The organism is Halorientalis marina (assembly GCF_023028345.1).
GTDB classification, from domain to species: Archaea; Halobacteriota; Halobacteria; order Halobacteriales; family Haloarculaceae; genus Halorientalis; species Halorientalis marina.
The window spans coordinates 3,004,823-3,028,082 of record NZ_CP095487.1 but is presented as its reverse complement, the minus strand read 5'-3'; the positions used below and the strand labels follow the sequence as shown (position 1 = coordinate 3,028,082).

27 protein-coding genes and 1 pseudogene are annotated in these 23,260 nt (G+C 65.9%); 18 read left to right on the top strand and 10 right to left on the bottom strand.

The annotated features are described in order from the left end of the window. Positions 1-38: 38 nt before the first annotated feature. Genes MUG96_RS15575 through MUG96_RS15560 form a run of 4 tightly spaced genes read right to left on the bottom strand, consistent with a single transcriptional unit; the run spans position 39 to position 824 of the window. Positions 39-233, bottom strand: a complete 195-nt coding sequence (locus MUG96_RS15575; protein ID WP_246984185.1) for a cold-shock protein — start codon at positions 231-233, stop codon at positions 39-41. A 2-nt stretch (positions 234-235) separates the two neighbouring features. Next, positions 236-430, bottom strand: coding sequence for a cold-shock protein (locus MUG96_RS15570; protein WP_166968126.1), 195 nt, complete (start codon positions 428-430; stop codon positions 236-238). 2 nt (positions 431-432) lie between these two features. Continuing rightward, on the bottom strand, positions 433-627 hold the full coding sequence (locus tag MUG96_RS15565; protein ID WP_246984183.1) for a cold-shock protein: 195 nt from the start codon (positions 625-627) through the stop codon (positions 433-435). A gap of 2 nt (positions 628-629) precedes the next feature. Further along, a complete protein-coding gene (locus MUG96_RS15560; protein ID WP_246984181.1) occupies positions 630-824 on the bottom strand; it encodes a cold-shock protein in 195 nt (64 codons plus the stop codon). A 105-nt stretch (positions 825-929) separates the two neighbouring features. Here MUG96_RS15560 and uppS point away from each other — a divergent pair, with 105 nt between their 5' ends. Continuing rightward, on the top strand, positions 930-1,853 hold the full coding sequence (gene uppS / locus MUG96_RS15555) for a polyprenyl diphosphate synthase (RefSeq protein WP_246984180.1): 924 nt from the start codon (positions 930-932) through the stop codon (positions 1,851-1,853). Between the two features lie 118 nt (positions 1,854-1,971). Beyond that, a complete protein-coding gene (locus MUG96_RS15550; RefSeq protein WP_246984179.1) occupies positions 1,972-2,925 on the top strand; it encodes a hypothetical protein in 954 nt (317 codons plus the stop codon). A gap of 126 nt (positions 2,926-3,051) precedes the next feature. On the opposite strand, the gene MUG96_RS15545 is transcribed toward MUG96_RS15550, so the two are convergent. Continuing rightward, on the bottom strand, positions 3,052-3,660 hold the full coding sequence (locus tag MUG96_RS15545) for an undecaprenyl diphosphate synthase family protein (protein ID WP_246984178.1): 609 nt from the start codon (positions 3,658-3,660) through the stop codon (positions 3,052-3,054). 131 nt (positions 3,661-3,791) lie between these two features. Between MUG96_RS15545 and MUG96_RS15540 the strand changes: the two genes are divergently transcribed. The 12 genes from MUG96_RS15540 to MUG96_RS15485 all read left to right on the top strand — a co-directional run bounded on the left by MUG96_RS15540 (position 3,792) and on the right by MUG96_RS15485 (position 15,353). Then, positions 3,792-4,154, top strand: coding sequence for an Hsp20/alpha crystallin family protein (locus tag MUG96_RS15540; protein WP_246984177.1), 363 nt, complete (start codon positions 3,792-3,794; stop codon positions 4,152-4,154). Positions 4,155-4,172: 18 nt separating this feature from the next. Then, positions 4,173-5,948: an ABC1 kinase family protein gene (locus MUG96_RS15535; RefSeq protein WP_246984176.1), complete on the top strand. Its 1,776-nt coding sequence runs from the start codon at positions 4,173-4,175 to the stop codon at positions 5,946-5,948. Positions 5,949-6,030: 82 nt separating this feature from the next. Further along, positions 6,031-6,465 (top strand): hotdog family protein, encoded by a 435-nt coding sequence (locus MUG96_RS15530; RefSeq protein ID WP_246984175.1) that lies wholly within the window; start codon positions 6,031-6,033, stop codon positions 6,463-6,465. Between the two features lie 60 nt (positions 6,466-6,525). Then, positions 6,526-7,722 carry a hypothetical protein gene (locus tag MUG96_RS15525; RefSeq protein WP_246984174.1) on the top strand — a complete coding sequence of 399 codons (1,197 nt, stop codon included), beginning with the start codon at positions 6,526-6,528 and terminating at the stop codon, positions 7,720-7,722. Positions 7,723-7,787: 65 nt separating this feature from the next. Continuing rightward, entirely contained in the window at positions 7,788-8,171 is a 384-nt protein-coding gene (locus MUG96_RS15520; RefSeq protein ID WP_246984172.1) for a translation initiation factor IF-5A, read from the top strand. Then, entirely contained in the window at positions 8,172-8,975 is an 804-nt protein-coding gene (locus tag MUG96_RS15515; protein ID WP_246984171.1) for an arginase family protein, read from the top strand. Positions 8,976-9,050: 75 nt separating this feature from the next. Further along, positions 9,051-9,908 carry a hypothetical protein gene (locus tag MUG96_RS15510; protein WP_246984170.1) on the top strand — a complete coding sequence of 286 codons (858 nt, stop codon included), beginning with the start codon at positions 9,051-9,053 and terminating at the stop codon, positions 9,906-9,908. Between the two features lie 85 nt (positions 9,909-9,993). Beyond that, a complete protein-coding gene (locus MUG96_RS15505; RefSeq protein ID WP_246984169.1) occupies positions 9,994-10,761 on the top strand; it encodes a Nif3-like dinuclear metal center hexameric protein in 768 nt (255 codons plus the stop codon). A gap of 114 nt (positions 10,762-10,875) precedes the next feature. After that, positions 10,876-12,069, top strand: a complete 1,194-nt coding sequence (locus tag MUG96_RS15500) for a redox-regulated ATPase YchF (protein WP_246984167.1) — start codon at positions 10,876-10,878, stop codon at positions 12,067-12,069. Positions 12,070-12,141: 72 nt separating this feature from the next. Beyond that, positions 12,142-13,392 carry an MFS transporter gene (locus MUG96_RS15495; protein ID WP_246984165.1) on the top strand — a complete coding sequence of 417 codons (1,251 nt, stop codon included), beginning with the start codon at positions 12,142-12,144 and terminating at the stop codon, positions 13,390-13,392. An 82-nt stretch (positions 13,393-13,474) separates the two neighbouring features. Further along, positions 13,475-14,533 carry a deoxyhypusine synthase gene (locus MUG96_RS15490; RefSeq protein ID WP_246984163.1) on the top strand — a complete coding sequence of 353 codons (1,059 nt, stop codon included), beginning with the start codon at positions 13,475-13,477 and terminating at the stop codon, positions 14,531-14,533. A gap of 40 nt (positions 14,534-14,573) precedes the next feature. Further along, the gene (locus tag MUG96_RS15485) at positions 14,574-15,353 is read left to right on the top strand and encodes a response regulator (protein WP_246984161.1); all 780 of its coding nucleotides are present in this window, start codon (positions 14,574-14,576) and stop codon (positions 15,351-15,353) included. Positions 15,354-15,729: 376 nt separating this feature from the next. On the opposite strand, the gene MUG96_RS15480 is transcribed toward MUG96_RS15485, so the two are convergent. Continuing rightward, complete coding sequence (locus MUG96_RS15480; RefSeq protein WP_246984158.1) at positions 15,730-17,889, bottom strand: CapA family protein; 2,160 nt, start codon at positions 17,887-17,889, stop codon at positions 15,730-15,732. Positions 17,890-18,580: 691 nt separating this feature from the next. Here MUG96_RS15480 and MUG96_RS15475 point away from each other — a divergent pair. After that, the gene (locus MUG96_RS15475) at positions 18,581-19,327 is read left to right on the top strand and encodes an SDR family oxidoreductase (protein ID WP_246984156.1); all 747 of its coding nucleotides are present in this window, start codon (positions 18,581-18,583) and stop codon (positions 19,325-19,327) included. Positions 19,328-19,348: 21 nt separating this feature from the next. Further along, complete coding sequence (locus MUG96_RS15470) at positions 19,349-20,323, top strand: C-terminal binding protein (protein ID WP_246984154.1); 975 nt, start codon at positions 19,349-19,351, stop codon at positions 20,321-20,323. A gap of 121 nt (positions 20,324-20,444) precedes the next feature. On the opposite strand, the gene MUG96_RS15465 is transcribed toward MUG96_RS15470, so the two are convergent. Continuing rightward, positions 20,445-20,765, bottom strand: coding sequence for a winged helix-turn-helix transcriptional regulator (locus MUG96_RS15465; RefSeq protein ID WP_246984152.1), 321 nt, complete (start codon positions 20,763-20,765; stop codon positions 20,445-20,447). Positions 20,766-21,197: 432 nt separating this feature from the next. Between MUG96_RS15465 and MUG96_RS15460 the strand changes: the two genes are divergently transcribed. Together MUG96_RS15460 and MUG96_RS15455 are read left to right on the top strand one after the other, a co-directional pair. Further along, complete coding sequence (locus MUG96_RS15460; protein WP_246984150.1) at positions 21,198-21,449, top strand: hypothetical protein; 252 nt, start codon at positions 21,198-21,200, stop codon at positions 21,447-21,449. Further along, positions 21,446-21,916 (top strand): PIN domain-containing protein, encoded by a 471-nt coding sequence (locus MUG96_RS15455; RefSeq protein ID WP_246984148.1) that lies wholly within the window; start codon positions 21,446-21,448, stop codon positions 21,914-21,916. The genes MUG96_RS15460 and MUG96_RS15455 overlap by 4 nt, the downstream gene beginning before the upstream one ends. 156 nt (positions 21,917-22,072) lie before the next feature. Here MUG96_RS15455 and MUG96_RS15450 read toward each other — a convergent pair whose 3' ends face one another. The 3 genes and pseudogenes from MUG96_RS15450 to MUG96_RS15440 all read right to left on the bottom strand — a co-directional run bounded on the left by MUG96_RS15450 (position 22,073) and on the right by MUG96_RS15440 (position 23,190). Then, on the bottom strand, positions 22,073-22,372 hold the full coding sequence (locus tag MUG96_RS15450; protein ID WP_246984146.1) for an outer membrane protein assembly factor BamB family protein: 300 nt from the start codon (positions 22,370-22,372) through the stop codon (positions 22,073-22,075). Continuing rightward, positions 22,324-22,865: pseudogene (locus MUG96_RS15445) on the bottom strand (ABC transporter substrate-binding protein); the annotation flags it as partial. The gene MUG96_RS15450 and the pseudogene MUG96_RS15445, both read right to left, overlap by 49 nt. Before the next feature lie 85 nt (positions 22,866-22,950). Then, on the bottom strand, positions 22,951-23,190 hold the full coding sequence (locus MUG96_RS15440; protein ID WP_246984144.1) for an amphi-Trp domain-containing protein: 240 nt from the start codon (positions 23,188-23,190) through the stop codon (positions 22,951-22,953). Positions 23,191-23,260: the final 70 nt, after the last annotated feature.

Here is a 23,260-nt window from a genome sequence, read left to right as displayed (position 1 = left end):
GATAAAAACGACCGGGCCGGTCCCGGCACACACCCGGATTACAGTCGTTCCAGGTTGGTCGCGCGCGGACCCTTGTCCGCCTGTTCGATATCGAACTCGACTTCCTGACCCTCTTCGAGGTCGGGGCCGCCCACGTCTTCCATGTGGAAGAACACGTCCTCGTCCGCGTCGTCGGTCTCGATGAAGCCGTAACCACCGGTGTCGTTGAAGAAGTCCACTTTGCCTGTCGCCATCGTTAGAGTCGCTCCAGGTTGGTCGCTCGCGGACCCTTGTCCGCCTGTTCGATATCGAACTCGACTTCCTGACCCTCTTCGAGGTCGGGGCCGCCCACGTCTTCCATGTGGAAGAACACGTCCTCGTCCGCGTCGTCGGTCTCTATGAAGCCGTAGCCACCAGTGTCGTTGAAGAAGTCAACCTTTCCTTTCGCCATTGTTAGAGCCTCGTGAGGTTTTTCGCTCGGGGACCTTTGTCTGCCTGTTCGATCTCGAATTCGACTTCCTGCCCTTCCTCGAGGTCGGGACCGCCCACGTCCTCCATGTGGAAGAACACGTCCTCGTCCGCGTCGTCAGTCTCGATGAAGCCGTAGCCACCAGTGTCGTTGAAGAAGTCCACTTTGCCTGTCGCCATCGTTAGAGTCGCTCCAGGTTGGCCGCACGCGGACCCTTGTCCGCCTGTTCGATATCGAACTCCACGTTCTGTTCCTCTTCGAGGTCCGCGCCGCCGACGTCTTCCATGTGGAAGAACACGTCGTCGTCCGCGTCGTCAGTCTCGATGAAACCGTAACCGCCAGTGTCGTTGAAGAAAACGACCGTACCGTTCGCCATTGCAACTCACCAGAGAACGTCAGGGTATTAAAACCCTGCGGGCGAGCGACGCCGAGGTGTCGCCGAGAGACAAGATACTTATTACGGGGTCGATACCAACCTGTAATGCTCTCGTGGGTGCGCAGGCAGGCCGTAAAAGGGTACGAGCGGGTCCTCAGGTGGGAACTCTCCGGAGCGCCGGCCCACGTCGCGGTCATCCAGGACGGCAACCGGCGGTACGCGCGCAAGGCGGGCGAAGAGAAAACCGAAGGCTACCGCGAGGGGGCCGAGACGACCGAACAGGTCCTCGACTGGTGTGACGAACTCGGCATTCGGGAACTCACGCTCTATGCCTTCTCCTCGGAGAACTTCGAGCGGCCGAAAGAGGAGCGCGAGACCCTCTTCGACCTCATCGAGGAGAAGCTCTACGAGTTCGCCGACGCCGACCGCGTCCACGACGCCGAGGTCCGTATCCGCGCCATCGGCGAGACACACCGCCTCCCTGACCGCGTGCAGGACGCCGTCCGCTACGCGGAGTCCCGCACCGCCGACTACGACCGCCTCCAGCTCAACATCGCGCTGGCCTACGGCGGCCGCGAGGAACTGCTCGGCGCCGCCCGCGACGTGGCCCGCGACGTGGCCGCCGGCGACCTCGACCCCGACGACATCGACGCCGAGACCGTCGCCGGACAGCTCTACGAGGGCCCGGTCCGCGACGTGGACCTCATCATCCGCACCGGCGGCGACGAGCGGACCAGCAACTTCCTCCCCTGGCACGCCAACGGCAACGAGGCCGCGGCCTTCTTCTGTACCCCCTACTGGCCCGAGTTCCGGAAGATCGACTTCCTGCGGGCCATCCGCACCTACGAGCACCGCGAGGAGTCCTGGCGGACGGCGAGAGCCCGCCGCGCCCTCGCGCTCGTTCGCGCCGTTGGAACCGCCGAACTCGACGAGGCCCGGACCGTCCTCCAGCGGTTCCGCGACGCCCTCCCGAGCGAGGACCGCGAGGCGGTCGAGGCGGTCGACGAGGAGTTCGAGCCGGCCGACTGACGGCTCCCGATTATCCTTCGATACTTTTCGTGCTGAAATTTAATACCCGGGCGGTCGAACCCGGAGAGACGACGGTCCACCCGCGGACGACCGTGGGCCGGGAACCGAGGGTTACGACATGGATACGAACCGACCGGGCCGCCGAGCGGTCCTGCGAGCGAGCATCGCCGTCGGAACGAGCATCGCCGCCACCGTCCCAGTGAGCGGCCGGCAGTCGAAGGGTGAACGCGGCCGCCGGCGGGGGAACGGCAGGGGGTCGGACGGTCGAACCGGCGGTGGCTTCCCGCCGGCAGGCATCACCGACTACGGTCGTGCGGTGACTGTCGGCGACGGCACCGTCCGACCGTTCACCACGGAGACGCCGTCGGGCGAGCCGCGATACCACGGCGTGGAGTTCGACCGCGACGCGCTGTCGGGGCTCCCCGACGCGGCCGCCCTCGCGGACGCGGACGATACGGCAGAGACCGACAAGTACCGGGCCAGCGGGCAGGCCACCGAGATCCACCGGCGCTGGTCGCGGCAGTACTTCGTGCCGTTCCCGGACGCGGCGGCCACCCCGTTCACCTTCCTCGGCCTCAACTGGAACCCCGAGGGACACCCGGGTGCGGGCGGGGCGTGGGCCGTCCCCCATTTCGACATCCACTTCCACATGCTCCCGCCGGCGACGGTCGACGCCATCACCGGCCCGAGTGAACCGCCGTACGGCGAGATACCGGACGAAATCGTTCCCGAGGGCTATGCCCGCGGCCCCGTTCCATCCGAGCGGTACATCACCGACATGGGCGAACACCTCGCGCCCGCGGACGCGCCGGAGGTTCCCGGGAACCCGGAGGCGTTTACCGCCACACTCATCCAGGGGTTCGTCGGCGTCGGCGCGGCGGAGCGCCCGCGGCTGGCGTTCGTCGAGCCGATGCTCACCCGGGCGTTCCTCCGGAACCACACGGGCGTTGCGACCTTCGAGGTCCCACAGCCGGAGACGTACCCGACCGACGAGCAGTACCCCACGACGTACAGCGTCCGGGACGTGCCGTCGAAGGACGCGGTCGCGGTGGTGCTCGGGGACTTCGAGTGACGTGATTCGGTCTATCGGCCGAACTTCCGAAAACCGAGCGAAGCGAGGTTTTCGGAAGTTCGGACGGCTCGCTTCGCTCACCGTCCAAACCGCCGTCACGTCGCTACGCTCGTGACGTGATTCGGCCTACCGGCCGAACCGCCGCTGACGGTCCTGGTAATCCCGGAGCGCCCGGAGATAGTCGCGTTTCCGGAAGTCCCGCCAGTTCACGTCGGTGAAGTACAGCTCGGAGTAGACCGACTGCCAGATCATGAAATCCGAGAGGCGTTCCTGGCCGGTCTTGATGACCAGGTCGGGGTCGGTCGGGAAGACCAGCCGGTCCTCGATGTCGGCCTCGTCGATGTCGTCGGGGTCGAGGTCGCCGGCGTCGACGGCCTCGGCGACGCCGGAGACGGCGGTGGCGAACTCGTGTTTGCCGCCGAGGCCGATGGACACTTGGATGGGCGCGTCGGCGCGGCGGTCGTCGTCGGGGCCGCGGACGGCCATCTCGCGAGGGGCGTCGATGGCCGCCAGTTCGCGCCGGAGGGTGGGGACGGCCCCCTCGTCGAGGACGGAGACGTAGACCATCACGCGGTCGGCGCCGTACTCGATGGCCCACCGGAAGCAGTCGGCCAGGGTGTCGTAGGCGCCCTGTTCCAGCAGGTCACGCTCCGTGACGACGAGGGCGACGTTGTCGGGGGTCGCCGCGTCGCTGCGGCGGACCCGCAGGGCGAGATATCGGTCGTAGATGCCCACGGGCCGATTACCCCAGCGGCCCAAATCAAGGTCACGACTCGGGAGTGGGCGGCGCCGAGGCGGAGTCGGCCGTGCGTTCCCGGGGCCCCGAGACCGCGACCTTTAACGTGGGGACGCACATACCATCGGCTATGTCAGCGCTGCGCGATGCGTTGCGGGACCTTCCCGAGACGGTGTTCGCGGACCTGCTGGAGAGCGACGACGCCTACCTCCTGGTGATCGATCTGCCGGGGGCGACGGGCGAGACGGTCGACGTGCGCGTCTCCGCGGGCCGGCTGGAGATCGAAGCGCGGCGTGAGAAGGCCCTGCCGCCCGAGTTCCGGTACGTCGAGGAGGACCGGGCCCTCTTTCTCGACGCCGAACTCCCCCTGCCGCCGGACGCGACCGGCGCCGACGCCGAGGGGACGATGGAACGCGGCGTCCTCGAACTCCGCCTGCCCAAGGCGAGCGCGGCGCCGGAGACGACGATCCCCGTCGACGACGCGAGCGCGTAAGTCCGGGGTGGCAAGTCGGTGAATCTCCGTGCGTACCGACGGTTCGTCACCGTCGCACGCCAGTTCCTGCCACTCCTGCTCTCCTATGCGCGTGACCGCAACCGGTTTCTCCTCTTCGGGAAAGGCCGGCAGGTCCCGCCCGCCGAGCGGCGCCGCCGCGCCGCGACCCTCCTCGAATCGCTGCTGACGCTCGGGCCGACGTTCATCAAACTCGGCCAACTCCTCTCGACCCGGCCGGACATCCTCCCCCCGGAGTACATCGACGAGTTCACCAAACTCCAGGACGAGGTGCCGCCGGCCGACTGGGCCGAGGCGCGCCGAGTCATCGAGGAAGAGATCGGCCCCGTCGACGACTACTTCGAGAACTTCGACACCGACTCCATCAGCGGTGCGAGCCTCGGCCAGGTCTACTACGCCGAACTCGACGACGGGCCGGTCGCGGTGAAGGTCCGGCGCCCCGGCGTCGAGGACCTCGTCGAGGCCGACCTCCGTGTCATCCGCTGGTCGCTCCCGCTCATCATGCGGTTCATCGGCGAAGCCCGCTCTTTCTCCCTGGAGACGCTCGCCGACGAGTTCGCCAAGACCATCCGCCAGGAGATGGACTACGAGCGCGAGGCGCGGATGCTCGGCGAGATCAGCGAGAACTTCGCCGAGGACGAGCGCATCATCATCCCCGACGTGGTCGATTCCCACTCCACCGGCCGCGTCCTGACGATGGAGTACGTCGAGGGGACGAAGATCAGCAACATCGGGGAACTCGACGAGGTCGGCGTCGACCGCACGGACATCGCCGAGACGCTCCAGCGTGTCTACCTCCAGATGATCGTCGAGGACGGCGTCTTCCACGCCGACCCACACCCCGGGAACCTCGCGGTGAAGCCCGACGGCCGAATCGTCTTCTACGACTTCGGGATGAGCGGCTACGTCGAGCCGTTCATCCAGGACCGGATCATCGAGTTCTACATCGCCGTCGCGAACCAGGACACCGACGCGATCCTCGATACGCTCATCGAGATGGGGACGCTCTCCCCCGAGGCCGACCGCGAGGTGATGGGCGAGGTGATGGAGCTCGCCATCGCGGACGCACGCGGGGACGACATCGAGCAGTACCGCATCCAGCAGATCGTCCAGCAGGTCGAGGACACGATCTACGAGTTCCCGCTCCGCCTGCCCTCGAATCTCGCGCTCGTCCTGCGCGTCGCCACCGTCGTCGAGGGAGTCTGTGTCACGCTCGACCCCGAATTCGACTTCATCTCGGTGGCGACCGACTACCTCCGCGACCAGGGCTACCTCGAAGCGGGCATCCGCCAGTACTTCGAGGACCGGGCCGACGAGGTGCAAAACGCCGCGACCTCGGCGATACGGACGCCGCCGAAACTCGAGCGGACGCTCGACAAGATCGAGCGCGACGACCTCCGGGTCAACGCCGACATCGAGGACTCCGACGACCTCCTGCGGAAGATGGCGAAGCGGTTGATCTTCGGGATGGCCCTCGCCGCCGGCATCGTCTCGACGGCCGTCCTCTACGCGTTCGCGACCGTCCAGGCGGCGGGCATCGGCGCCGCGGGAACGCTGGCCGTCGCCGTCATCCTCTACTTCTCGTTCCGCCAGGCGAGCGGCATTCGCGCGGAGCCGCAGTTCACCCGGCAGAACCTCCGCGAGCGTGAGGGTGGGGAGGGTGACGGCAGTGCCGTCGGCGAGATCGGCCTCGGTGACAGTTTCGGCGAGGCGGTCGTCGACACCGACGACGGACCCCCCGGCGGGGGCGATGCGGCCGACGGTCGCGGGAACTGAAAGGCGGCCGACGGTCGCGGGAGCCGACGACGTGGCACGCTAGCGGGGAAGACGTAACTCCCTCGGGCCGGTTGGTGGTCGCATGGGCGACGAGACGGACGTACCACGCGCGCTCCGGCCGGGCACCACCCACACGTACGAGCGGTCGTTCGACCACGAAGACGTTCACGCCTGGGCGGACATCTCCGGCGACCAGCAGGACAGACACTTCGAGGCGGACGAGGCGGGGCGACTCCTGCTTCACGGACTGCTGACGGCCTCGCTCCAGACGAAGATCGGCGGCGACCTCCAGGTCCTCGCGAGCCGAATGGACCTGCGCTACCGGCGCCCGGTCTACACCGGACAGACGATTCACTGCACGTGGGAGAACGAGACCGCCACGGAACGCGAGGACCGGTACGCGCTCACGGTGGCCGTGGAGATGACCGTCGAGGGGACGGTCGTCCTCGACGGGACCGTGGAGGGGGTCGTGATGAAGGCGGACGTCGACCGCATCGACCCCCCGGACGGGAGCTGAAAGGAGTCGTCACTCGAAACCCCAAGAACGTTTTTCGTGCGGAGACATACAGCAACTGGTATGGTCGGGCTGGTCCGGATCGGAACGCCCGAGAAGGTCGTGCTGGTCGGGCTCGGACTGGTGTTGCTCTCGCTGTTTCTCCCGTGGCTCACGGCGTCCGAACCCGTGCTCCTCGTCGACGCGGACCTCCAGTCGGAGCTGACCGGGGCGGAAGCGACCGACGGGAAGGTCGCTGCGGGCGGGGCCGTCCTCGCGGCGATCTGTGTCCTCGTCGACTGGCGACGCCGGGTCTCGAACGGGCTCGCGGGCATCTTCGCGGTCGTCGTCGTCGGCATCGGGTCGCTGTACGTACTGAACCCGACGGCCGGGGCCGAGGCCTCCTCGCCGGACGTGTTCGAACTCGTCGACCCCGGCGTTGGCCTGTACATCGCCGCGCTCGGCGGTGTCGTCCTCTTTCTCGGCGCGGTCTGGAGCGACCGGGAACAGCGCCGACGGCATCGCGCGTCGGAAAGCGGCCACGCGCAGCCAGCGGGATCGGGTGCGACCGCGGGACAGCGCCGGCAGGGGACCGCGGGGGACGGGCCGCGTACCGCAGGCCCCGGACCCGCGACGGGGACGGGCGACCGACCACGACAGCCGGTCGCGGACCGGCCACCGCGACAGCCCAGTGAGATGGAGTCGGCCACGTCGGAGCCGGCGACGACCGATGCCGGCTGGAAGCGCTCCGCGGAGTGGGTCTACGGCGTACTCGGGAGCCTGGCGATGGTCCTGATTATGACCGGGATCCTCGTAGTGGACCCGGCAGTGAGCGAGTCCGAGGAGGCACTGCTGGGACTGCTCCTCATCGGGACGTGGATCGCGGTGCCGGTGACGACCTGCTTCGACCTGAAACACGTCCGGGCGCGACGGGGATGGCGCCCCCGCTGGTGGCTGTGGACGGTGCTGGTCGCAGTCCCCTTCCTCCACACCGTCACGCTCCCGCTGTACCTGCTTTTGCGGTGGCGCAACGTCGGTAACGACCGGGCGGGCGACGGCTCGGCCGCCGACCCGGACCGGCGACAGCCCGGCACCGGTTCGGCGCCGCGACAGCTCGGAACCGATCCGGAGCACCGACAGGCGGACCGGACTGCACGGGGCCGGGGAAGGGCGGAGGCGACAGCACGGGACCGCCAGCAGGCGGGCCAGCGGGGGCAGGGCCAGCAGCAGTCGAGGAAGGGGGCCGGCGAGCGCCGTGGGAACGGTCCCGACGGCGACTGACGCCGGCACAGGGCGCGTCGTGGTGTTCCAAACCGTTTATACTGGCAGGACAAGTACCGCGGGGTATGGCAAGAGAGCAGACGGAAGTGCGAGAGCTCGACGAGGGGAGTTACGTCATGATGGACGACGCACCGTGTAAGATCAACTCCTACAGTACGGCAAAGCCGGGCAAACACGGCAGTGCGAAGGCCCGCATCGAGGGCAAGGGCGTCTTCGACGGCAAGAAGCGCTCGCTCTCCCAGCCGGTCGACGCGAAGGTCTGGGTGCCGATCATCGAGCGCAAACAGGGCCAGGTCGTCAACGTCGAGAGCGCGGACGTGGCCCAGGTGATGGACCTCGACACCTACGAGACGATCACGATGAAGGTGCCCGGGGACCTGACCCTGTCTGCCGACGACGACATCGAGTACCTCGAGTACGAGGACCAGCGCAAGATCGTCCAGTCGTAGATGTTTCCCGGGGCGCGGGCCGACCGCGAGTCGGCCGACTACGTCGTCGTCGGCGCGCCGCTGGACGCCTCGACGACCTTCCAGCCCGGCACCCGCTTCGGCCCGCGTCGCGTCCGCCACTTCGCGCAGTCCTTCGACGACTACGACCACCACACCGCCCGGTCGTTCACCGATCTCGCCGTCCACGACCACGGCGACGTGCGACCGGGCGACGACGCCGCCGAGTATCTGACCTTTCTCCGTGGCACGCTCGCCGACGTTCATGACGAGGGCGCCGTCCCCCTGACCGTCGGCGGCGAACACACCGTGACCGTCGCGGGCGTCCGGGCCGTCGACCCCGACGTGTTCGTCTGTCTCGACGCCCACCTCGACCTCCGCGAGGAGTACGCCGGCAACGAACTGAACCACGCGACCGTCACGCGCCACGCCCTCGACGTCGCCGACGAGGCGGTCCTGCTCGGGGCGCGGACGGGTAGCGAGGCCGAATGGGAGCGGGCCAGCGAGGCCGACGTGACGGTCGTGCCTCCGGAGGCGGTCGCGGACTGGTCGCCGCCAGACTTCGGCGAGCGGTCGGTCTACTGCAGCGTCGACATCGACGCCGCCGACCCCGGGGTCGCGCCGGGGACGGGCACGCTCGAACCGTTCGGCCTCGACGCGGCGACGATGCACGAGGTCGTTCGGTCGGTCGCGCCGGCGGCCGACGGGTTCGACGTGGTCGAGGTCAACGACCGCGACGACGGGCAGGCGGCGACGCTGGCGGCGAAACTGCTCCGGGCGTTCGTCCACGCCCACGCCGACGGCTGAGGGCGGGGCCGCCCGTGACCCGCGAGGGTCGAACCGGCCGCGGGGTTTTAGACGGTGGCGGGAGTCGGGGGGCGCATGAGCGAACTCTCGTCGTGTTACTTCTGTGGGACCGCACTCGACGCGCCGGTGGAGCGGTATCCGCTGACCCCGCCGACCGTCGACGCCGACACCGGCCGGAGCGTCGCGCTCTGTCCGACCTGCCGCCGGAAGCTCGTCAAAGTCCTCGAAGCCGTCGCCGGCGAGTTCGGCGCCGTCAGCGAGGCGGCCGAGACTGACGCGGCGGCCACAGCGGGGACGGCCGACAGCGACCCCTCGGCCACACCCGAGGCCGGGGCCGACGACGACGCGACGGCCGGCGAGGTAGACCAAGCGGATGCGGCCACGGGCGACGCGGCGACCGAGGCGAGTGACGACGAGGGTGAAGCGGTGGCGACCGAATCGGGCGACGACGAGGATGCCGAGGAGAGCGCGACGGACGACGGATCTGCCCGTGTCGAGGCCGCCGAGGGCGGTCAGGCCGGCGATGCCGTCGGCGAATCGGCCGAGACGCCGGGAACCGACACCGACGAGGCACCCGGTCAGGCCGCGGGCGACGGTGGCGCGGCGGTCGGCGAGGACCCGGCTGCGGAGCCGACGGCCGAGGAGTCGGCGGACAGTGATCCGACGGCCGAGGAATCGACGGACAGTGATCCGACGGCCGAGGACTCGGCGTCTTCCGGTGGTGAGAAGCCGGACCTGCTCTCGACGCCAGCGGCACAGCAGGTCATCAAGCTCCTCCAGAACCGGGAGTTTCCGCTGGACCGGGAGGAGTTCGAGGTGGTCGCCTCGAACGCCTACGACATCCCGATGCGGGACTGCCAGGACGTGATCGACACGCTCGTCGCGGAGGGGTACGTCGCCGAGGACGGCGACCAGCTCGTCCGGCCCGAGTGAGCGGGCGAGGCGAGGCCAGGGGCCGCAGTGTCGCGGTCCGGTAGCGACCCACAACCACTACCACCTGGGCCGGCGAAGTCCGGGTATGCTCTGTGCGGAACTCGCGGCACGGTTCGACGAGGAACTGCGGACGGACGCATACGCCGACCTCGACGCCAGTCCCAACGGCCTGCAGGTCGGGCCGGCCGACCGGGAGGTCGAACGCGTCGCCTTCGCCGTCGACGCCGCGGCAGCGACCGCCGAGGCCGCCGTCGAGGCCGGGGCCGACCTGCTCGTGACCCACCACGGCTACGTCTTCGGGAGCGTCGAGCGCGTGACCGGCCGCTTCCACGACCGGCTCGAACCCCACTACGCCAACGACCTCCCGCTGTACGTCTCGCACCTCCCGCTCGACGGGCACCAGGACCTCGGGAACGCCGCCGGGCTCGCGAATCTACTGGACCTCACCGACCGCGCGCCGTTCGGCGAGATGGGGCCGGAGGTCGTCGGCCAGCGGGGAACGGCCGTCGACCCCTACACCGTCGACGAACTCGTCGACCTGCTCGACGCGGAACTCGACCACGGCGGCGAGGGCGTGCAGGTCCTCGATTTCGGCCCTGAGGAGGTCGAGGAAGTTGCAATCGTCACCGGCAGCGGCGTCGACTGGCTGGACGAGGCCGTCGCCGCCGGCGCCGACGCGCTGGTGACCGGCGAGGGGAAACAGCAGGTCTACCACGAGGCCCGCGAGGCCGGCATCAACGTCATCCTCGGCGGCCACTACGCCACCGAGACGTTCGGAATCGAGGCCCTCGCCGACCTCGCCGCGGCCTGGGGCCTCGACACGACCGTCCTCGACCACCCGACCGGGCTGTGACGCGGCCGCGGCGCCTGTGGCCCGCCGAGGCCGTGACGCCCCTCTGTGTGTGACTCTCACCCGCGACGTGTCGGATTGGAAACCGTTTAGCCCGCGCTGCCGGTAGGGAGGGCAATGAGTTACAAGATCGGTCTCGTCGGCAAGCCCTCGGTGGGCAAGTCGACGCTTTTCAACGCCGCGACGATGAACGACGTGCCCGAGGGGGCCTATCCGTTCACGACCATCGACCCGAGCGTGGGCGAGGCCTACGTCCGCGTCGAGTGTGCCGCCCCTGAGTTCGAGGGCGGCCACGAGTGTACCCCCAACCACGGCTTCTGCCGGGACGGCGTCCGCTACGTCCCCGTCGAACTCGTCGACGTGGCCGGACTCGTCCCCGGTGCCCACGAGGGCAAGGGGCTCGGCAATCAGTTTCTCACCGACCTGAACGAGGCGGACGTGCTGGTCCACGTCGTCGACTTCTCGGGCGAGACCGACCTGGAGGGCGAACCGGCCGAGGACCACGACCCCCGCGAGGACATCGACTTCCTCGAACGCGAACTGGACATGTGGTATCTGGACATCCTCGAGAAGGGGATCGAGCGCCACGAGACGGGGTATCACGGCGCCGACGGCGACATCGAGGCGGACCTCGCCGAGCAGATGAGCGCGTTCCGGACGAACGAGGACGAGATCAAGCAGGTGATCCTCTCGCTGGACCTCGAACTGGACCCGGAGACCTGGGGCGACGAGGACCGGGCGGCGCTGGCCCGCGAGATCAGGATTCGGACGAAGCCGATGATCGTCGCGGCGAATAAGATGGACACCCCCGCCGCGCAGGACAACTACGAGGCGATCACGAGCGACCCCGACTACGACCACCTGACGGTCGTGCCGGTGTCGGCCCACGCGGAGAAGGCGCTGAAGACCGCCGACGAGCAGGGGGCCGTCGCGTACCGCCCCGGTGCCGAGGACTTCGAGATCGCGGGCGACGTGAGCGACGAGCAGGCGGCCGGCCTCCGACAGATCGAGTCGTTCGTCGCCGAGTTCGGCGGCACGGGCGTCCAGTCGGCGCTCGAAACCGCGCTGTTCGAGGAGTTCGGCGCCAAGGCGGTCTTCCCCGGGTCGGGGAGTCCGCGGGACACCGGCGAGTTCCTGCAGGACTGCCTCGTCCTGCCCGAGAACGCCACCGCCGAGGACTTCGCCTACCACCTCCACTCTGACATCGGCGAGGGGTTCCTTCACGGCATCGACGCGCGCTCGGGCCGGCAGGTCGGGGCCGATACCACGCTCGATCACCGCGACGTGGTCGAGATCGTCACGACGAACTGACCGCCTCGCGGTCGTGTACGCGGCCTGCCGACTCGAGAGAGGTTTAGTGGCTGGCTCGCGTAGGAGGGACCGATGCGCACGGAGTCGGAGGCTGACGAGTCCGTCGTCGACCTTGCGGCGGTGACCGGCCGCTATCGCGTCCTCGTCGTCCTCGCGGTCGCGGAGTTGCTTGCGATGACGCTGTGGTTCAGCGCCTCGGCGGTCGGGCCGGAGCTCGCGGCGGCCTGGAACCTCTCGGGCGCCGAAACGGCGTGGCTCACCAACGCCGTGCAACTGGGCTTCGTCGTCGGCGCCCTGCTCTCGGCGACGCTGACCGTCTCCGACACCGTGCCGCCGCGGTACCTCTTCGCCGTCTCGGCCGCGGTCGGCGCGGGCGCGACCGCCCTCATCGGCGTCGCCGTCACGTCGTTTCTCCCCGCCGTCGCCCTCCGCTTTCTCACGGGCGTCGCGCTCGCCGGCGTCTATCCGCCGGGCATGAAGATCATGGCCGGTTGGTTCCGGCAGGGGCGCGGGTTCGCCATCGGCGCGCTCGTCGGCGCGCTGACCGTCGGCTCGGCGATGCCACACCTCCTCCGGGTCGTCGGCGGCGTGGACCGGCCGCGGCTCGTCCTCCTCGGCGCCGCGGGGCTGGCGGCCGTCAGTGCCGTGCTCGTCCTCGTCGTTCGCCCGGGACCACATCAGGCCCCGGCGGCACCGTTCGACCCCGGTGCCGTCCGGCGGATGCTCGGGGACCGCGGGACGATGCTCGCCAACCTCGGCTACTTCGGCCACATGTGGGAACTGTACGCCGTCTGGACGTGGATTCCCGTCTACCTCGCCGCGAGCCTCGCGGCGGGTGGCGACCCCGCGCCGGCGCTCGCCGCCCTGCTCGCGTTCGGCACCATCGCCGTCGGCGGGATCGGCGCGCTCGTCGCCGGCGCCTTCGCCGACCGCATCGGGCGGACGACGGTCACGAGCGCGAGCATGGCGATCAGCGGCGTCGCCTGCGTCGTCGCCGGGTTCGTCTTCGGCGGGCCGCTCCTCGTCCTCGTCCCGTTCCTGCTGGTCTGGGGATTCGCCATCGTCGCAGATTCCGCGCAGTTCTCGGCCGCGGTCTCGGAACTCGCCGAGGACGACTACGTCGGCTCGGCGCTCACCCTCCAGACGGCGGTCGGATTCCTGCTCACCATCGGCTCGATCCAGGTGACGCCCGTCGTCGCCGACGCCGTCGGCTGGCGGTGGGCGTTCGCCCCGCTGGTCGTCGGCCCGCTCGTCGGCACCGCGGCGATGCTCCTGTTGCGCGCCTCGCCGGCCGCCGACTCGCTCGCGGGCGGACGCGGGTGACACCGTGACCGAATCGGGGCGGTGAAACCGGTCGCGTGACCGAACCGGGGCGTTGAAACTGCTCGGTGCCGACCCTCCGGGCATGACCGACGATTCCGCCGCGGACGACCACCACGACGCGACCGGGGGCGGCGACGGCCACCACCAGCCCGAGCGCGAGACCTTCCACCACGACCCCATCGGCCACGCGGAGGTCCGCGCGGGGATGACCGTGGGCGAACTCGCCGACGAGTACGGCGAGGCCGGCATCGGCGCCGCCGACCTCCACGAAGCCGTCGACGTGTTCGCCGAGATGCTCGCCGAGGACGCGACAGTCTTCTTCGGCCTCGCCGGCGCGATGGTGCCGGCGGGGATGCGCGGGATCGTGACGGAGCTCATCCGCGACGGCCACATCGACGTGCTCGTCACGACCGGCGCGAACCTCACCCACGACGCCATCGAGGCAATCGGCGGCAAACACCACCACGGTGCCGTCGGCGAGGCAGGCAAGACCGAGCGCGAACACGACGAACAGCTCCGCGACGAGGAGGTCGACCGCATCTACAACGTCTACCTCCCACAGGAGCACTTCGCGCTGTTCGAGGGCCACCTCCGCGATGAGGTCTTCCCGCCGCTCGCCGAGGAGGGACGGGTCGGCATCCAGCGGCTCACCGAGGAACTCGGGCGGGCCAACGCCGCGGTCAACGACCGCGAGGGGGTCGACGAGGACGCGGGCATCGCCGCGGCCGCCTACGAGCACGACGTGCCGGTCTACTGTCCCGCGATCCAGGACTCCGTCCTCGGCCTGCAGGCCTGGATGTACAATCAGACGAGCGACTTCACGCTCGACGCACTGGCCGACATGGACGGCCTGAACGACCGGGCGTTCGCCGCCGAGCAGTCGGGCGCGGTGGTCGTCGGCGGCGGTGTCCCGAAGAACTACGTCCTCCAGACGATGCTCGTCGCGCCCGACGCCTACGACTACGCCGTCCAGTTGACGATGGACCCGCCGACCACCGGCGGCCTCTCCGGGGCGACGCTGGACGAGGCTCGCTCGTGGGGGAAACTGGAGAAGGCCGCGCGGAACGCCTCGGTGTACGCCGACGCGACGATCACGCTTCCGCTTCTCGTCGCCGCCGCCCGCGAGCGGGTCGGCGAGTGAGGACGAGGAATTAAGCGGGTGGCATCGCTCATCGCGCACCATGGACGATGAGTCGGCGCCGATCCGAGTCCTCCACGTGGAGGACGACGAGGCGTTCGCCGAGGTCGTGGAACTCAAACTGGAGACCGCCGGCCCGTTCGAGGTCGTCACGGAGACCGACCCGCGGGACGCCCTCGACCACCTGGAGACCGACATCGACTGCGTCGTCAGCGATTACGACATGCCCCACATGGACGGGCTGGAGTTGCTCGAAGCCGTCCGTGACGAATCCGACGACGTGCCGTTCATCCTCTTTACCGGGAAGGGGAGCGAGGCCATCGCCAGTCGTGCCATCTCCGCCGGCGTGACCGACTACCTCCAGAAGGGGGCAGGGTCGGACACGTACGCGCTGCTGGCGAACCGCATCGAGAACGCCGTGGCGGGCTACCGGACCGCGAAGAAACTCGACGCCCAGGAACGACTCTCCGAGCGGATCGTGCGGGCCGCGCCCGTCGCCATCGTCGTCCACAACCGCGACGGTGACGTGATGCTCGCAAACGAGCGTGCCACGGCGGTCCTCGGCACCGACGCGAGCGAACTCGACGCGGCGGCCTATCCCGAATCCGATTGGGAACTGACCGACGCCGACGGCGACCACGTTCCCCTGGGCGCGCTCCCGTACAGTCGAATCGTCGCCGGCGAGACGATCCACGACGAGCGCTATACCGTCCGGACCGGCGACGGCTGCGTTCGCGACATCGTCGTCCACGGCGCCCCGCTGCGCGACGACAACGGCGACGTGGACGGTGCCGTCGTCTCGTTCATGGCCGCCGACGAGTGACCGACCGACCTTTTGCTCTCGCTCGCGTAGCGGCGGCCGGCCGATGACGAATAGCGGTTCCGAGCCGGCCTCGACACCCGGCCGTGACGAGCCCTATGAGTGCCGAGGCCAGCTTTCTATCCATACATTTGCGAGGAGAAGTGTATGAACGTTGGAAAATCGCGTCTGCTACCCGCTGAGAGAGGACAATTGAAAATTAGTGATTAAACAGAGGTCACTCCGGCGGGTCTAGCGGCCGAACGGAATCATGCTGACCGTTGTACCTGTTTACGTGTTCCTGTCCATTTTGATCCTCGAGGTCGTAGAGGTCAAACACCACTTGGCCGATTTCTTGCCCAGGTTCGTCGATATCACTCTCGTTCCGTGCCGAGATAGATTAATCGAGAGCTTCCCACGAAATAGCCTCGTCAGGTTGGCTACTCGATGTAAACTCGATGGTCGAGGACTCGTGTACGCGGAGGAAATCGTAGTCTTTGCCGCCGCTGGTCGCTGAATCGGTCCATTCGACCAACTGAATGTTGTCGAAGTTGGCGACGCGTTTCTCTCCTTCGTCAGGAGGATAGAGACGGAAGTAAACGCGGACGTGGGTAGCTTCCTCGGGTGTCGACAGTGACTGTTCGAGACGTTCCCAGCCAGTCGTTCGGTCGAGGTCGATCGACACTGAATCGAGTGCCGAACCACTGGTCGACTCGTACCATCGCACGAGCAGTTCCAGTCGGGTGTCCGTCTCGTGGCGGTACTGGCCGAGAAGTGTCGTCGGTCCGGCTAGCGGGACACGTGCAGCGGTCGTCAAAATCGACCGTTCGGTGTTATCTGCGGTTCGAGAGAGTTGAATCCCGCCACTCCCGTCGTATCCGAACTCCGGACCGTTGGAGTCACCCCCACGACCGAACCGCCACAATGGACCTTCGTGCCGTTCGTCGTCGATATCAGGGTCGTCGAACGTCCCAGTCGGAAGCAGGTCACGGCCCAGTTCGACAGACTCCGCCCCGTCTACGACTCGGTTGACCCATCCCGAGTTCCGCGTGTAAATCGTCCCGTCTCCGTCCAGCGTTCGGGTTGCCGTCTGGGCCGGTGTCTCGTCTTTTGCGACGTATTCCAGCCTGTCGTGGTCAAGTGAGAACTCATCGGACGACAACGCGGCAGTTTCTCGGAGTTGCCACGTCCTCGGTTTGTCGACCACTCCTTTCGGAACGTATCCTTCAACCAACAGCGGGTCAACGTACGCTCTGGTAATTCCATCGGCAGTGACGTGGACCGTCAAGAGATACGACGGAAACGTCGACCAGAACTCTTGATCGAACACGAGGTTTCCAAGCGTCCACGCAACCAGTGTCCCACCTCGTAGTTCTAGTCCACCGGTTACGTGTGGATGGTGATTGACGACAACGTCTGCACCGGCTGTCTTTGCCGTTTCGGTGAGGCGTCTGATTTCGTCGGTCGGTTCCTGTTGATACTCGGAGCCGCCGTGGATCTGGACGACGGTTACGTCCGCGTTCGCATCCACCTCCGATACCGTCCGGGATATTCGGTCGCGAGTCGCCGCTGCTACCCCGGCACTTCCGGAGAACGTCAGTTGCTCAGTGTCGGGTATCCCGGCCGCGTCGTCTCCCGACACTGAGTATGTCTCGGACTGGTTGTCGTCGGCTGCCCAGTCGATATCGTACTGGTCACCCGTAACGGTCGTACAGGAGACCAAGCCGATGGTAAGTCCCCGCCGCTCGAAGTACGTCGGTTCCCACGCTTCTGTGCTGGATCTGCCGGCACCAGACCGTTCGATCCCAGCAGCGGAGAGTGCCTGTACTGTCTCATCCAACCCCGGCGTCAGCGCGTCGAGCGTGTGGTTGTTCCCGAGTGCGACGTAGTCAATCCCGGCATCGGCCATCGCGGGTGCGGCGTCCGGGTGCGATACGAAGTGGTACCGTTTCGATGGGTGTCTCCATGCCGTCGTCGTCAGCGGTGTTTCGAGATTCACTGACGTGAGATCGGCGTCCTGTAAGAGGGGAGAGATGTACTGTAGTATCCTCCGGTGTGATTCCAGCCGGTCATCGGGTCGAATCTGGAAGTGCGGCTCGAGAGGGTGGTCGTCCTCGTAGAACCGACGGCCAAACATCACGTCGCCGCCGAAACTGAGCGCGACTGTTCCCTCACGAGGAGAGAGTCTGATGCGAGGAGTTGTTCCCGGGGCCACGGCGACAGTCCGTCCGATAAAACCCGTTTTCGTTGCGCGAAGCCAGATAGGTCCGTCGAGCTCCACTAGTTCGAATCGGCCTTGCTCATCAGTGGTCGTCTCGGCTACGGATCCTCTCCCTGGGACGATCGCGTTCAGCGTCGCACCGGTGATCTCCTCGCCGTCTATGTCGACAACTCGCCCCGATATGGGCTCGAATCTACGTGCGGATTTTTGTCCGGCTTGTTCCGTCTGGGGATCGTCCTCGGTCGACTCCGACGGCGAAAGGGCGTTACACCCGGCAATTCCCGCTCCCGCTCCGACCGTTGCAATCCGGACGAGTTCACGACGGGACCACTGATCCATCGATCTAACCAAACACTCTCCGTTATAAAAAGGATCGAGTATCATCTCCACTGTTCACTCCACAAACCGAGAGACTTCGACGAAACGCGGTTCCACGGCTGGAGGCCGAGGGATACACCGGGGTCCTTCTCAAGCCACAGAGCCCACATGTCTGTTGACGAGATGATAAGCTAGTCGCAGAACGTGTCTGTTCTGAACCCGAGGATTCCGAGTATGAGGGTTCGAGGTACTGCAATCCAGCAGGCCGCTGCTTCGTTACCCTTCGTCGTGAACCGGCAGGTTAGCAACCGCTTCAGAGTCGCAGTCGAACGGGCTTGGGAGTTCGTGAACGAAAGCCCGCGTTTCGATTCTTCTATTCTAAGACACATCCGAGAGGAGTAGCAAGAGAGAGAGTGAACAAGTTACGTATTGTATGGTGTCTACAGGCTCGCTAAACACATTCACTATGGATAGATTGTGAGTCGTGAGTGCCGAGGCCACGTTTCTATCTACAGATCTCCGAGGAGATATCGACGACCGTTAGAGAATCGCGTCTGCTACCTCTGAAGAAGTCGTCTTAGTCAGCAGGCGAACAGAGTTCACTCTGGGACTTCGTATCTGTACGGTGGTTTCGCCCGCGAAACCTCGTGACCAATCAGATACTTTATACTTTATCATCGCCCCCGACGTTGGTGCGAGTGGAACGAAACCAATGGCTGCACTCACAGATTCAGACGCTGAGGAGACCGCACAGAAGGTTGCACTCATCACCGGTGCCTCGTCGGGTATCGGGAAATCGGCGGCAAAGACGCTCGCTCGTGAGGGCGTTCGTGTCGCACTAGCCGCCAGACGGAAAGACAAACTCCGTCAGCTCGAAGACCACATCGAGTCCGAAGGTGGCACTGCGCTCGTCGTCGAAACGGACGTCACCGACGAAGACGACGTACAGGAGACGATAGAGGAGATACAGGACAGTTTCGGTCGCCTCGATATCCTGGTCAACAGCGCTGGCATGATGGCGCTCAACCGGGTCGAAGAGGCGGATATGGCGGAGTTCCAGCGGATGATAGACGTGAATCTGAACGGTTTGATGCAGGTCACCCAGGCAGTCTTGCCGCTGATGCAACGGCAGGGCTCGGGCCACGTCGTCAACATCTCCTCGCTTGCGGGACGGAAATCGTTCCCGGGCGCCAGCGGATACAGTGCGTCGAAGTACGGTGTGAACGGGTTCTCCGAGGCACTCCGCGAGGAGTTCACCGGTGAGGATACGGAGTTCATTCGCGTGACGGACATCGAACCAGGGTTCGTCGAAACCGACCTCTCTGAGGGTCTGCCACCGGAGTGGATGGAAACGCTCGACCCCGCTGATGTCGCTCGGTCCGTCAGGTACGCGGTCAGCCAACCGCCCCACGTCGACGTCAACGAGATCCTCCTCAGACCAACCCAGATGGAGCTCTGACGCGTCTCACCGCACAAACCGATGGACTCAACAATCGTACTCTGTGACGAGAAGACGGTCGACCAAACCGATCAGGTCGAGATTCTGGAGGCGGCTGGCGCGACTCTCGAGACGCTGGACAAAAAGACCGAAGCCGCCGTTGAAGCGGCCGTAAGCGGTGCAGATGGAATCATTGTCGACGCGGCCACACCCGTCACACGGCGCGTCATCGAACGCACTGACACGCTCGAGGTCGTCGGACGGGCGGGTATCGGCGTCGACAACATCGACGTCGAAGCGGCGGTCAACAATGATATCACTGTGGTGAACGTCCCAGATTACTCCCTTGAGGAGGTCTCGACACACGCGTTCGCGTTACTTCTGGCGTGTAACAGGGGAATCTCACAGTACGACCGTGCAGTGAAGTCCGGAACGTGGGACTGGAAAGCCGGTCGCCCGCTCCATCGATTATCGAGCGGGACACTCGGACTCGTCGGTTTCGGTGGGATCGCGCGTCGACTCGCCGCTAAACTCCGGACCTTCGGTGTCGATGTGATCGCGACCGATCCCTATGTCGATGCGTCGACGATGCGCGACTATGGGGTCGGGAAGGTATCGTTCGACGAGTTGCTCGAGCGAGTCGAGTATCTCTCGATTCACGTTCCACTGTACGACGAGACGCGGCACATGTTCTCTGTCGACGAATTCGAGCGGCTCCCTGAGAGCGCTATCGTAATCAACACTTCTCGTGGCCCTGTAATCGATGAGCCTGCTCTCGTAGCAGCACTCGAAAGCAGTGAAATTGCTCGCGCAGGGCTCGACGTCCTCGAGTCGGAACCACCTGCTCCCGATAATCCGCTTCTCGAACGGGACGATGTCGTCGTCACACCGCATACGGCGTGGTACTCCCGTGCGAGCCGGAGAGATCTCTCGGAAGGGGTCGCCCGCGCAGTTGCGGCTGTCCTACGGGGCGATCCCAATCATAGCGTCGTCGATCCCGAAACACCCTGGATATAAATCCGCTGGCAAGAGGATCCCGTCTCGACAGAGGGGCACAAAATCTCTCCCTTGCTCATGGGACGATCGAGCCCGGGGCCACTGGCATGCCGTCGATATTGACGCCCAACACTGGACTGACCTATCCCTCGTGGTCTACGATCGATTCCGCTTTGGACTCCGCTGGCTGGAAGTTGTTTGCGGCCCACGTTTCCAGCGATTCGATCACTGGCGCGAGTGACCGCCCGCGCTCGGTAAGTGAGTACTCGACTTCGACGGGCTTGTCGTTGACGACGGTTCGTTCGGCCAGGTCTTTCTCTTCGAGATCTTCGAGACTTGACGAGAGTACTTTGTTCGTGATCGCGCCACCGATCTCCCGGGAAAGTTCGTTGAAGCGAAGCGACTCGTGTTTCAACAATCGGTCGATGATAACTGGATGCCACTTGTACCCGATGACGTCCATTCCGATCGTCACTGCGCACCAATCCTCTTGCGCAGACCACACCGGAAGCCGATCGATCTCATCGGATTCAGTCGATTCTGACATACAGCCAGTATATCGCCCACGGTCAAAGCATTTTTGAGGTTATCGGGGTCTGCCCCTCAAGAATGAATCCCACTCTCGTCTGAGGGGTTGCGGTTTCGTGTTCCATTCGTTCCCGTTGCGACACGATCCATCTCGGAGAACTGCTTTCGGAGTAGATATCTCAAGGGAGTTGGAAAGTACGTACCCCATGGATAGATTGTGAGTCGTGAGTGCAGAGGCCGCTATTTTTCAGGGTAGACGGTGTCTCTGACGGGGTCTGGTCGTGGCCACAGTAGACATGGGCCCCGGTCAGATTCTCGTCGGGCGGGCAGACGCGGATTTATGAACGTTGCCGAGCAATCACTCTGTATGGCCGCCGAAATTTCCGATCGGGTTCGAGAAATCGCGGAGGCTCGCGGTCTTCCGGAATCCGAAGTGTTCGAGCGAGCACTCGAACGCGGTCTCGAAGACTTGTGGGAGGACCTCGTGCTCGCACAGTACCTCGACGGCGAACTCGACCGCGAGGAAGCAATCGAACGTGTCGGTCGGACGAAAGTCGAGCGAGCGGACCGAGAGCGGGAGGTCGTCGAGGAGGATGTCGACTGGGGCCTGAACGCGTGACGCTCGCGGCTGTCTCTGATACAGGACCGCTCATTCACCTCGCCGAAATCGATTCGCTCGAACTGCTCGCGACGTTTGACACACTCCTCGTTCCAGAGACCGTTTACGAGGAGGTCGACGCCGGTGGTGTTCCGGACGGGCTGGCCGACCTTTCGTACGAGCTCGTCGAAGCCGATGAAAGTCGAGTCGGAGTTCAAGAACTGGACACCGGAGAACGCGCCGCGATTGCGGTCGCTGAAGAGCGGGGCGTCGTTCTCCTAACCGACGACCTCGCTGCCAGAGAGGTAGCATCCGACGCTGGCGTCGAAGTACACGGTTCTATCGGCGTAATTGCCCTCGGTCACGCTCGGCGATCACTCGATCGGGACGAGGCGGCATCACTCATGCGGGCACTCCAACGTGAGACGAGCCTGTTCGTGACCGAGGCGATCGTGGAGCAAGGCATCCAGATGCTGGACGAACAGTAACGGAACGAACGGGCTCTATAGCCGTGCAAAACACATCCACTATGGATAGATCCTGAGTCGTGAGTGCCGAGGCCAGCTTTCCATCCATATACCTGCGAGAAGAAGTGAGCGAACGTCGGAGAATCGCGCCTACCCGCTGAGAGAGGACAGTCGTACTCAAAAGGCGAATGAGTACACGCCGACGATATCGCCGTTCTCGCAGTCGTTCGCCAGCACGTCGTGGACGCTGGCGCTGAAGACCAGCCCCTCGGCGACGGCTGGTGCCGACGACGCCGGCGATTCACAGCGCCACCTGCAGTCGCCGGTCGCCGCCTCGACGGCCATCGTTTCCCGGCTGCTCACCACGTAGACGGTGCCCTCGACGACGGCTGGCGACCTGGCGGAACTGCCGGCATCGACCTGCCACTCCCGGGGGCCGGCTCGGCGTGCCGGTCGGAGAGGTAGTTGCCGAACCACGGTGCGACGTCGCTCCCGACCCGCTCGAAGTCGGCGCGGTCCCAGGCGTCCTGTTTGGCGATCCACGCCGGGTCTGCGAGATGAATATCCTGTTCAGGCCGTAGAGCGTCTCTTCGTCCGACTCCCAGGAGGAGTACTGCCCGGTCCAGTCCAGCGAGACGCCGGGCAGTCGCTCGAAGAACTGGTTCCACAGTCCGTCGTAGTAGTCCGGGACGTGCATCGCGTTGATCGTGTCCCCGCGTCCGAGCGCGAACGCCACGTCCGCGTGGTGCGTGAGCCGCGTGAACACCGTCTCCGGCGGCGACTCGAAGGTGACCTCGCCCAGCGGCGACATCGAGACGGTGTAGGACCCGCACCCCGGCGTGGCGGTGGTCCCACCCTGACCGACCAGGTCCGAACACCCCGCGACGGCCCCACCGACCGCCAGCGCGCCGCCGCAGGTCAGGTACTGTCTCCGTGTCCGTCCACCGCCACCGTCCGTCTCGCCCACCATACGATTTAGGCCCGCCTAAAGATGTAAACCGGTTTCGCATTTTACCAGGGCATAAAAGCCGCCGCTGTCGTGGGGCTCGGTGCGTTCACTCGGGTTTCCAGTCGAGTTCGATCCTGATCGTCTCGCGGTCACCGCGGAAGCGAGTTCGTTTCTCGATCACGTCGAGTCTGAAGTTGACAGAGTCGGTCGGCGCCAGCGTGATGTCTTTGTTGCCGACGCTGACGCTGATCCTGTCGTCGGTCCTGAGTGCGCTCGCGATCTCCGTCAGTCGGTCCGCGGCGTCTTCGCGCGCGATGGAGTCGACGGTCGTCGTCTGATCGGCCATGTGGTCACGGACGGTGGGGACGGCTTGGTTATGGGGCACCTTCGTCCCGGCAGGCTACCCGGACTTTATT

Coding starts and splice junctions, on each gene's coding strand:
- MUG96_RS15575 (WP_246984185.1), bottom strand. CDS start 233: ATGGCGACAGGCAAAGTGGACTTCTTCAACGACACCGGTGGTTACGGC.
- MUG96_RS15570 (WP_166968126.1), bottom strand. CDS start 430: ATGGCGAAAGGAAAGGTTGACTTCTTCAACGACACTGGTGGCTACGGC.
- MUG96_RS15565 (WP_246984183.1), bottom strand. CDS start 627: ATGGCGACAGGCAAAGTGGACTTCTTCAACGACACTGGTGGCTACGGC.
- MUG96_RS15560 (WP_246984181.1), bottom strand. CDS start 824: ATGGCGAACGGTACGGTCGTTTTCTTCAACGACACTGGCGGTTACGGT.
- uppS (WP_246984180.1), top strand. CDS start 930: ATGCTCTCGTGGGTGCGCAGGCAGGCCGTAAAAGGGTACGAGCGGGTC.
- MUG96_RS15550 (WP_246984179.1), top strand. CDS start 1,972: ATGGATACGAACCGACCGGGCCGCCGAGCGGTCCTGCGAGCGAGCATC.
- MUG96_RS15540 (WP_246984177.1), top strand. CDS start 3,792: ATGTCAGCGCTGCGCGATGCGTTGCGGGACCTTCCCGAGACGGTGTTC.
- MUG96_RS15530 (WP_246984175.1), top strand. CDS start 6,031: ATGGGCGACGAGACGGACGTACCACGCGCGCTCCGGCCGGGCACCACC.
- MUG96_RS15525 (WP_246984174.1), top strand. CDS start 6,526: ATGGTCGGGCTGGTCCGGATCGGAACGCCCGAGAAGGTCGTGCTGGTC.
- MUG96_RS15520 (WP_246984172.1), top strand. CDS start 7,788: ATGGCAAGAGAGCAGACGGAAGTGCGAGAGCTCGACGAGGGGAGTTAC.
- MUG96_RS15515 (WP_246984171.1), top strand. CDS start 8,172: ATGTTTCCCGGGGCGCGGGCCGACCGCGAGTCGGCCGACTACGTCGTC.
- MUG96_RS15510 (WP_246984170.1), top strand. CDS start 9,051: ATGAGCGAACTCTCGTCGTGTTACTTCTGTGGGACCGCACTCGACGCG.
- MUG96_RS15505 (WP_246984169.1), top strand. CDS start 9,994: ATGCTCTGTGCGGAACTCGCGGCACGGTTCGACGAGGAACTGCGGACG.
- MUG96_RS15500 (WP_246984167.1), top strand. CDS start 10,876: ATGAGTTACAAGATCGGTCTCGTCGGCAAGCCCTCGGTGGGCAAGTCG.
- MUG96_RS15495 (WP_246984165.1), top strand. CDS start 12,142: ATGCGCACGGAGTCGGAGGCTGACGAGTCCGTCGTCGACCTTGCGGCG.
- MUG96_RS15490 (WP_246984163.1), top strand. CDS start 13,475: ATGACCGACGATTCCGCCGCGGACGACCACCACGACGCGACCGGGGGC.
- MUG96_RS15485 (WP_246984161.1), top strand. CDS start 14,574: ATGGACGATGAGTCGGCGCCGATCCGAGTCCTCCACGTGGAGGACGAC.
- MUG96_RS15480 (WP_246984158.1), bottom strand. CDS start 17,889: ATGGATCAGTGGTCCCGTCGTGAACTCGTCCGGATTGCAACGGTCGGA.
- MUG96_RS15475 (WP_246984156.1), top strand. CDS start 18,581: ATGGCTGCACTCACAGATTCAGACGCTGAGGAGACCGCACAGAAGGTT.
- MUG96_RS15470 (WP_246984154.1), top strand. CDS start 19,349: ATGGACTCAACAATCGTACTCTGTGACGAGAAGACGGTCGACCAAACC.
- MUG96_RS15465 (WP_246984152.1), bottom strand. CDS start 20,765: ATGGACGTCATCGGGTACAAGTGGCATCCAGTTATCATCGACCGATTG.
- MUG96_RS15460 (WP_246984150.1), top strand. CDS start 21,198: ATGGCCGCCGAAATTTCCGATCGGGTTCGAGAAATCGCGGAGGCTCGC.
- MUG96_RS15440 (WP_246984144.1), bottom strand. CDS start 23,190: ATGGCCGATCAGACGACGACCGTCGACTCCATCGCGCGCGAAGACGCC.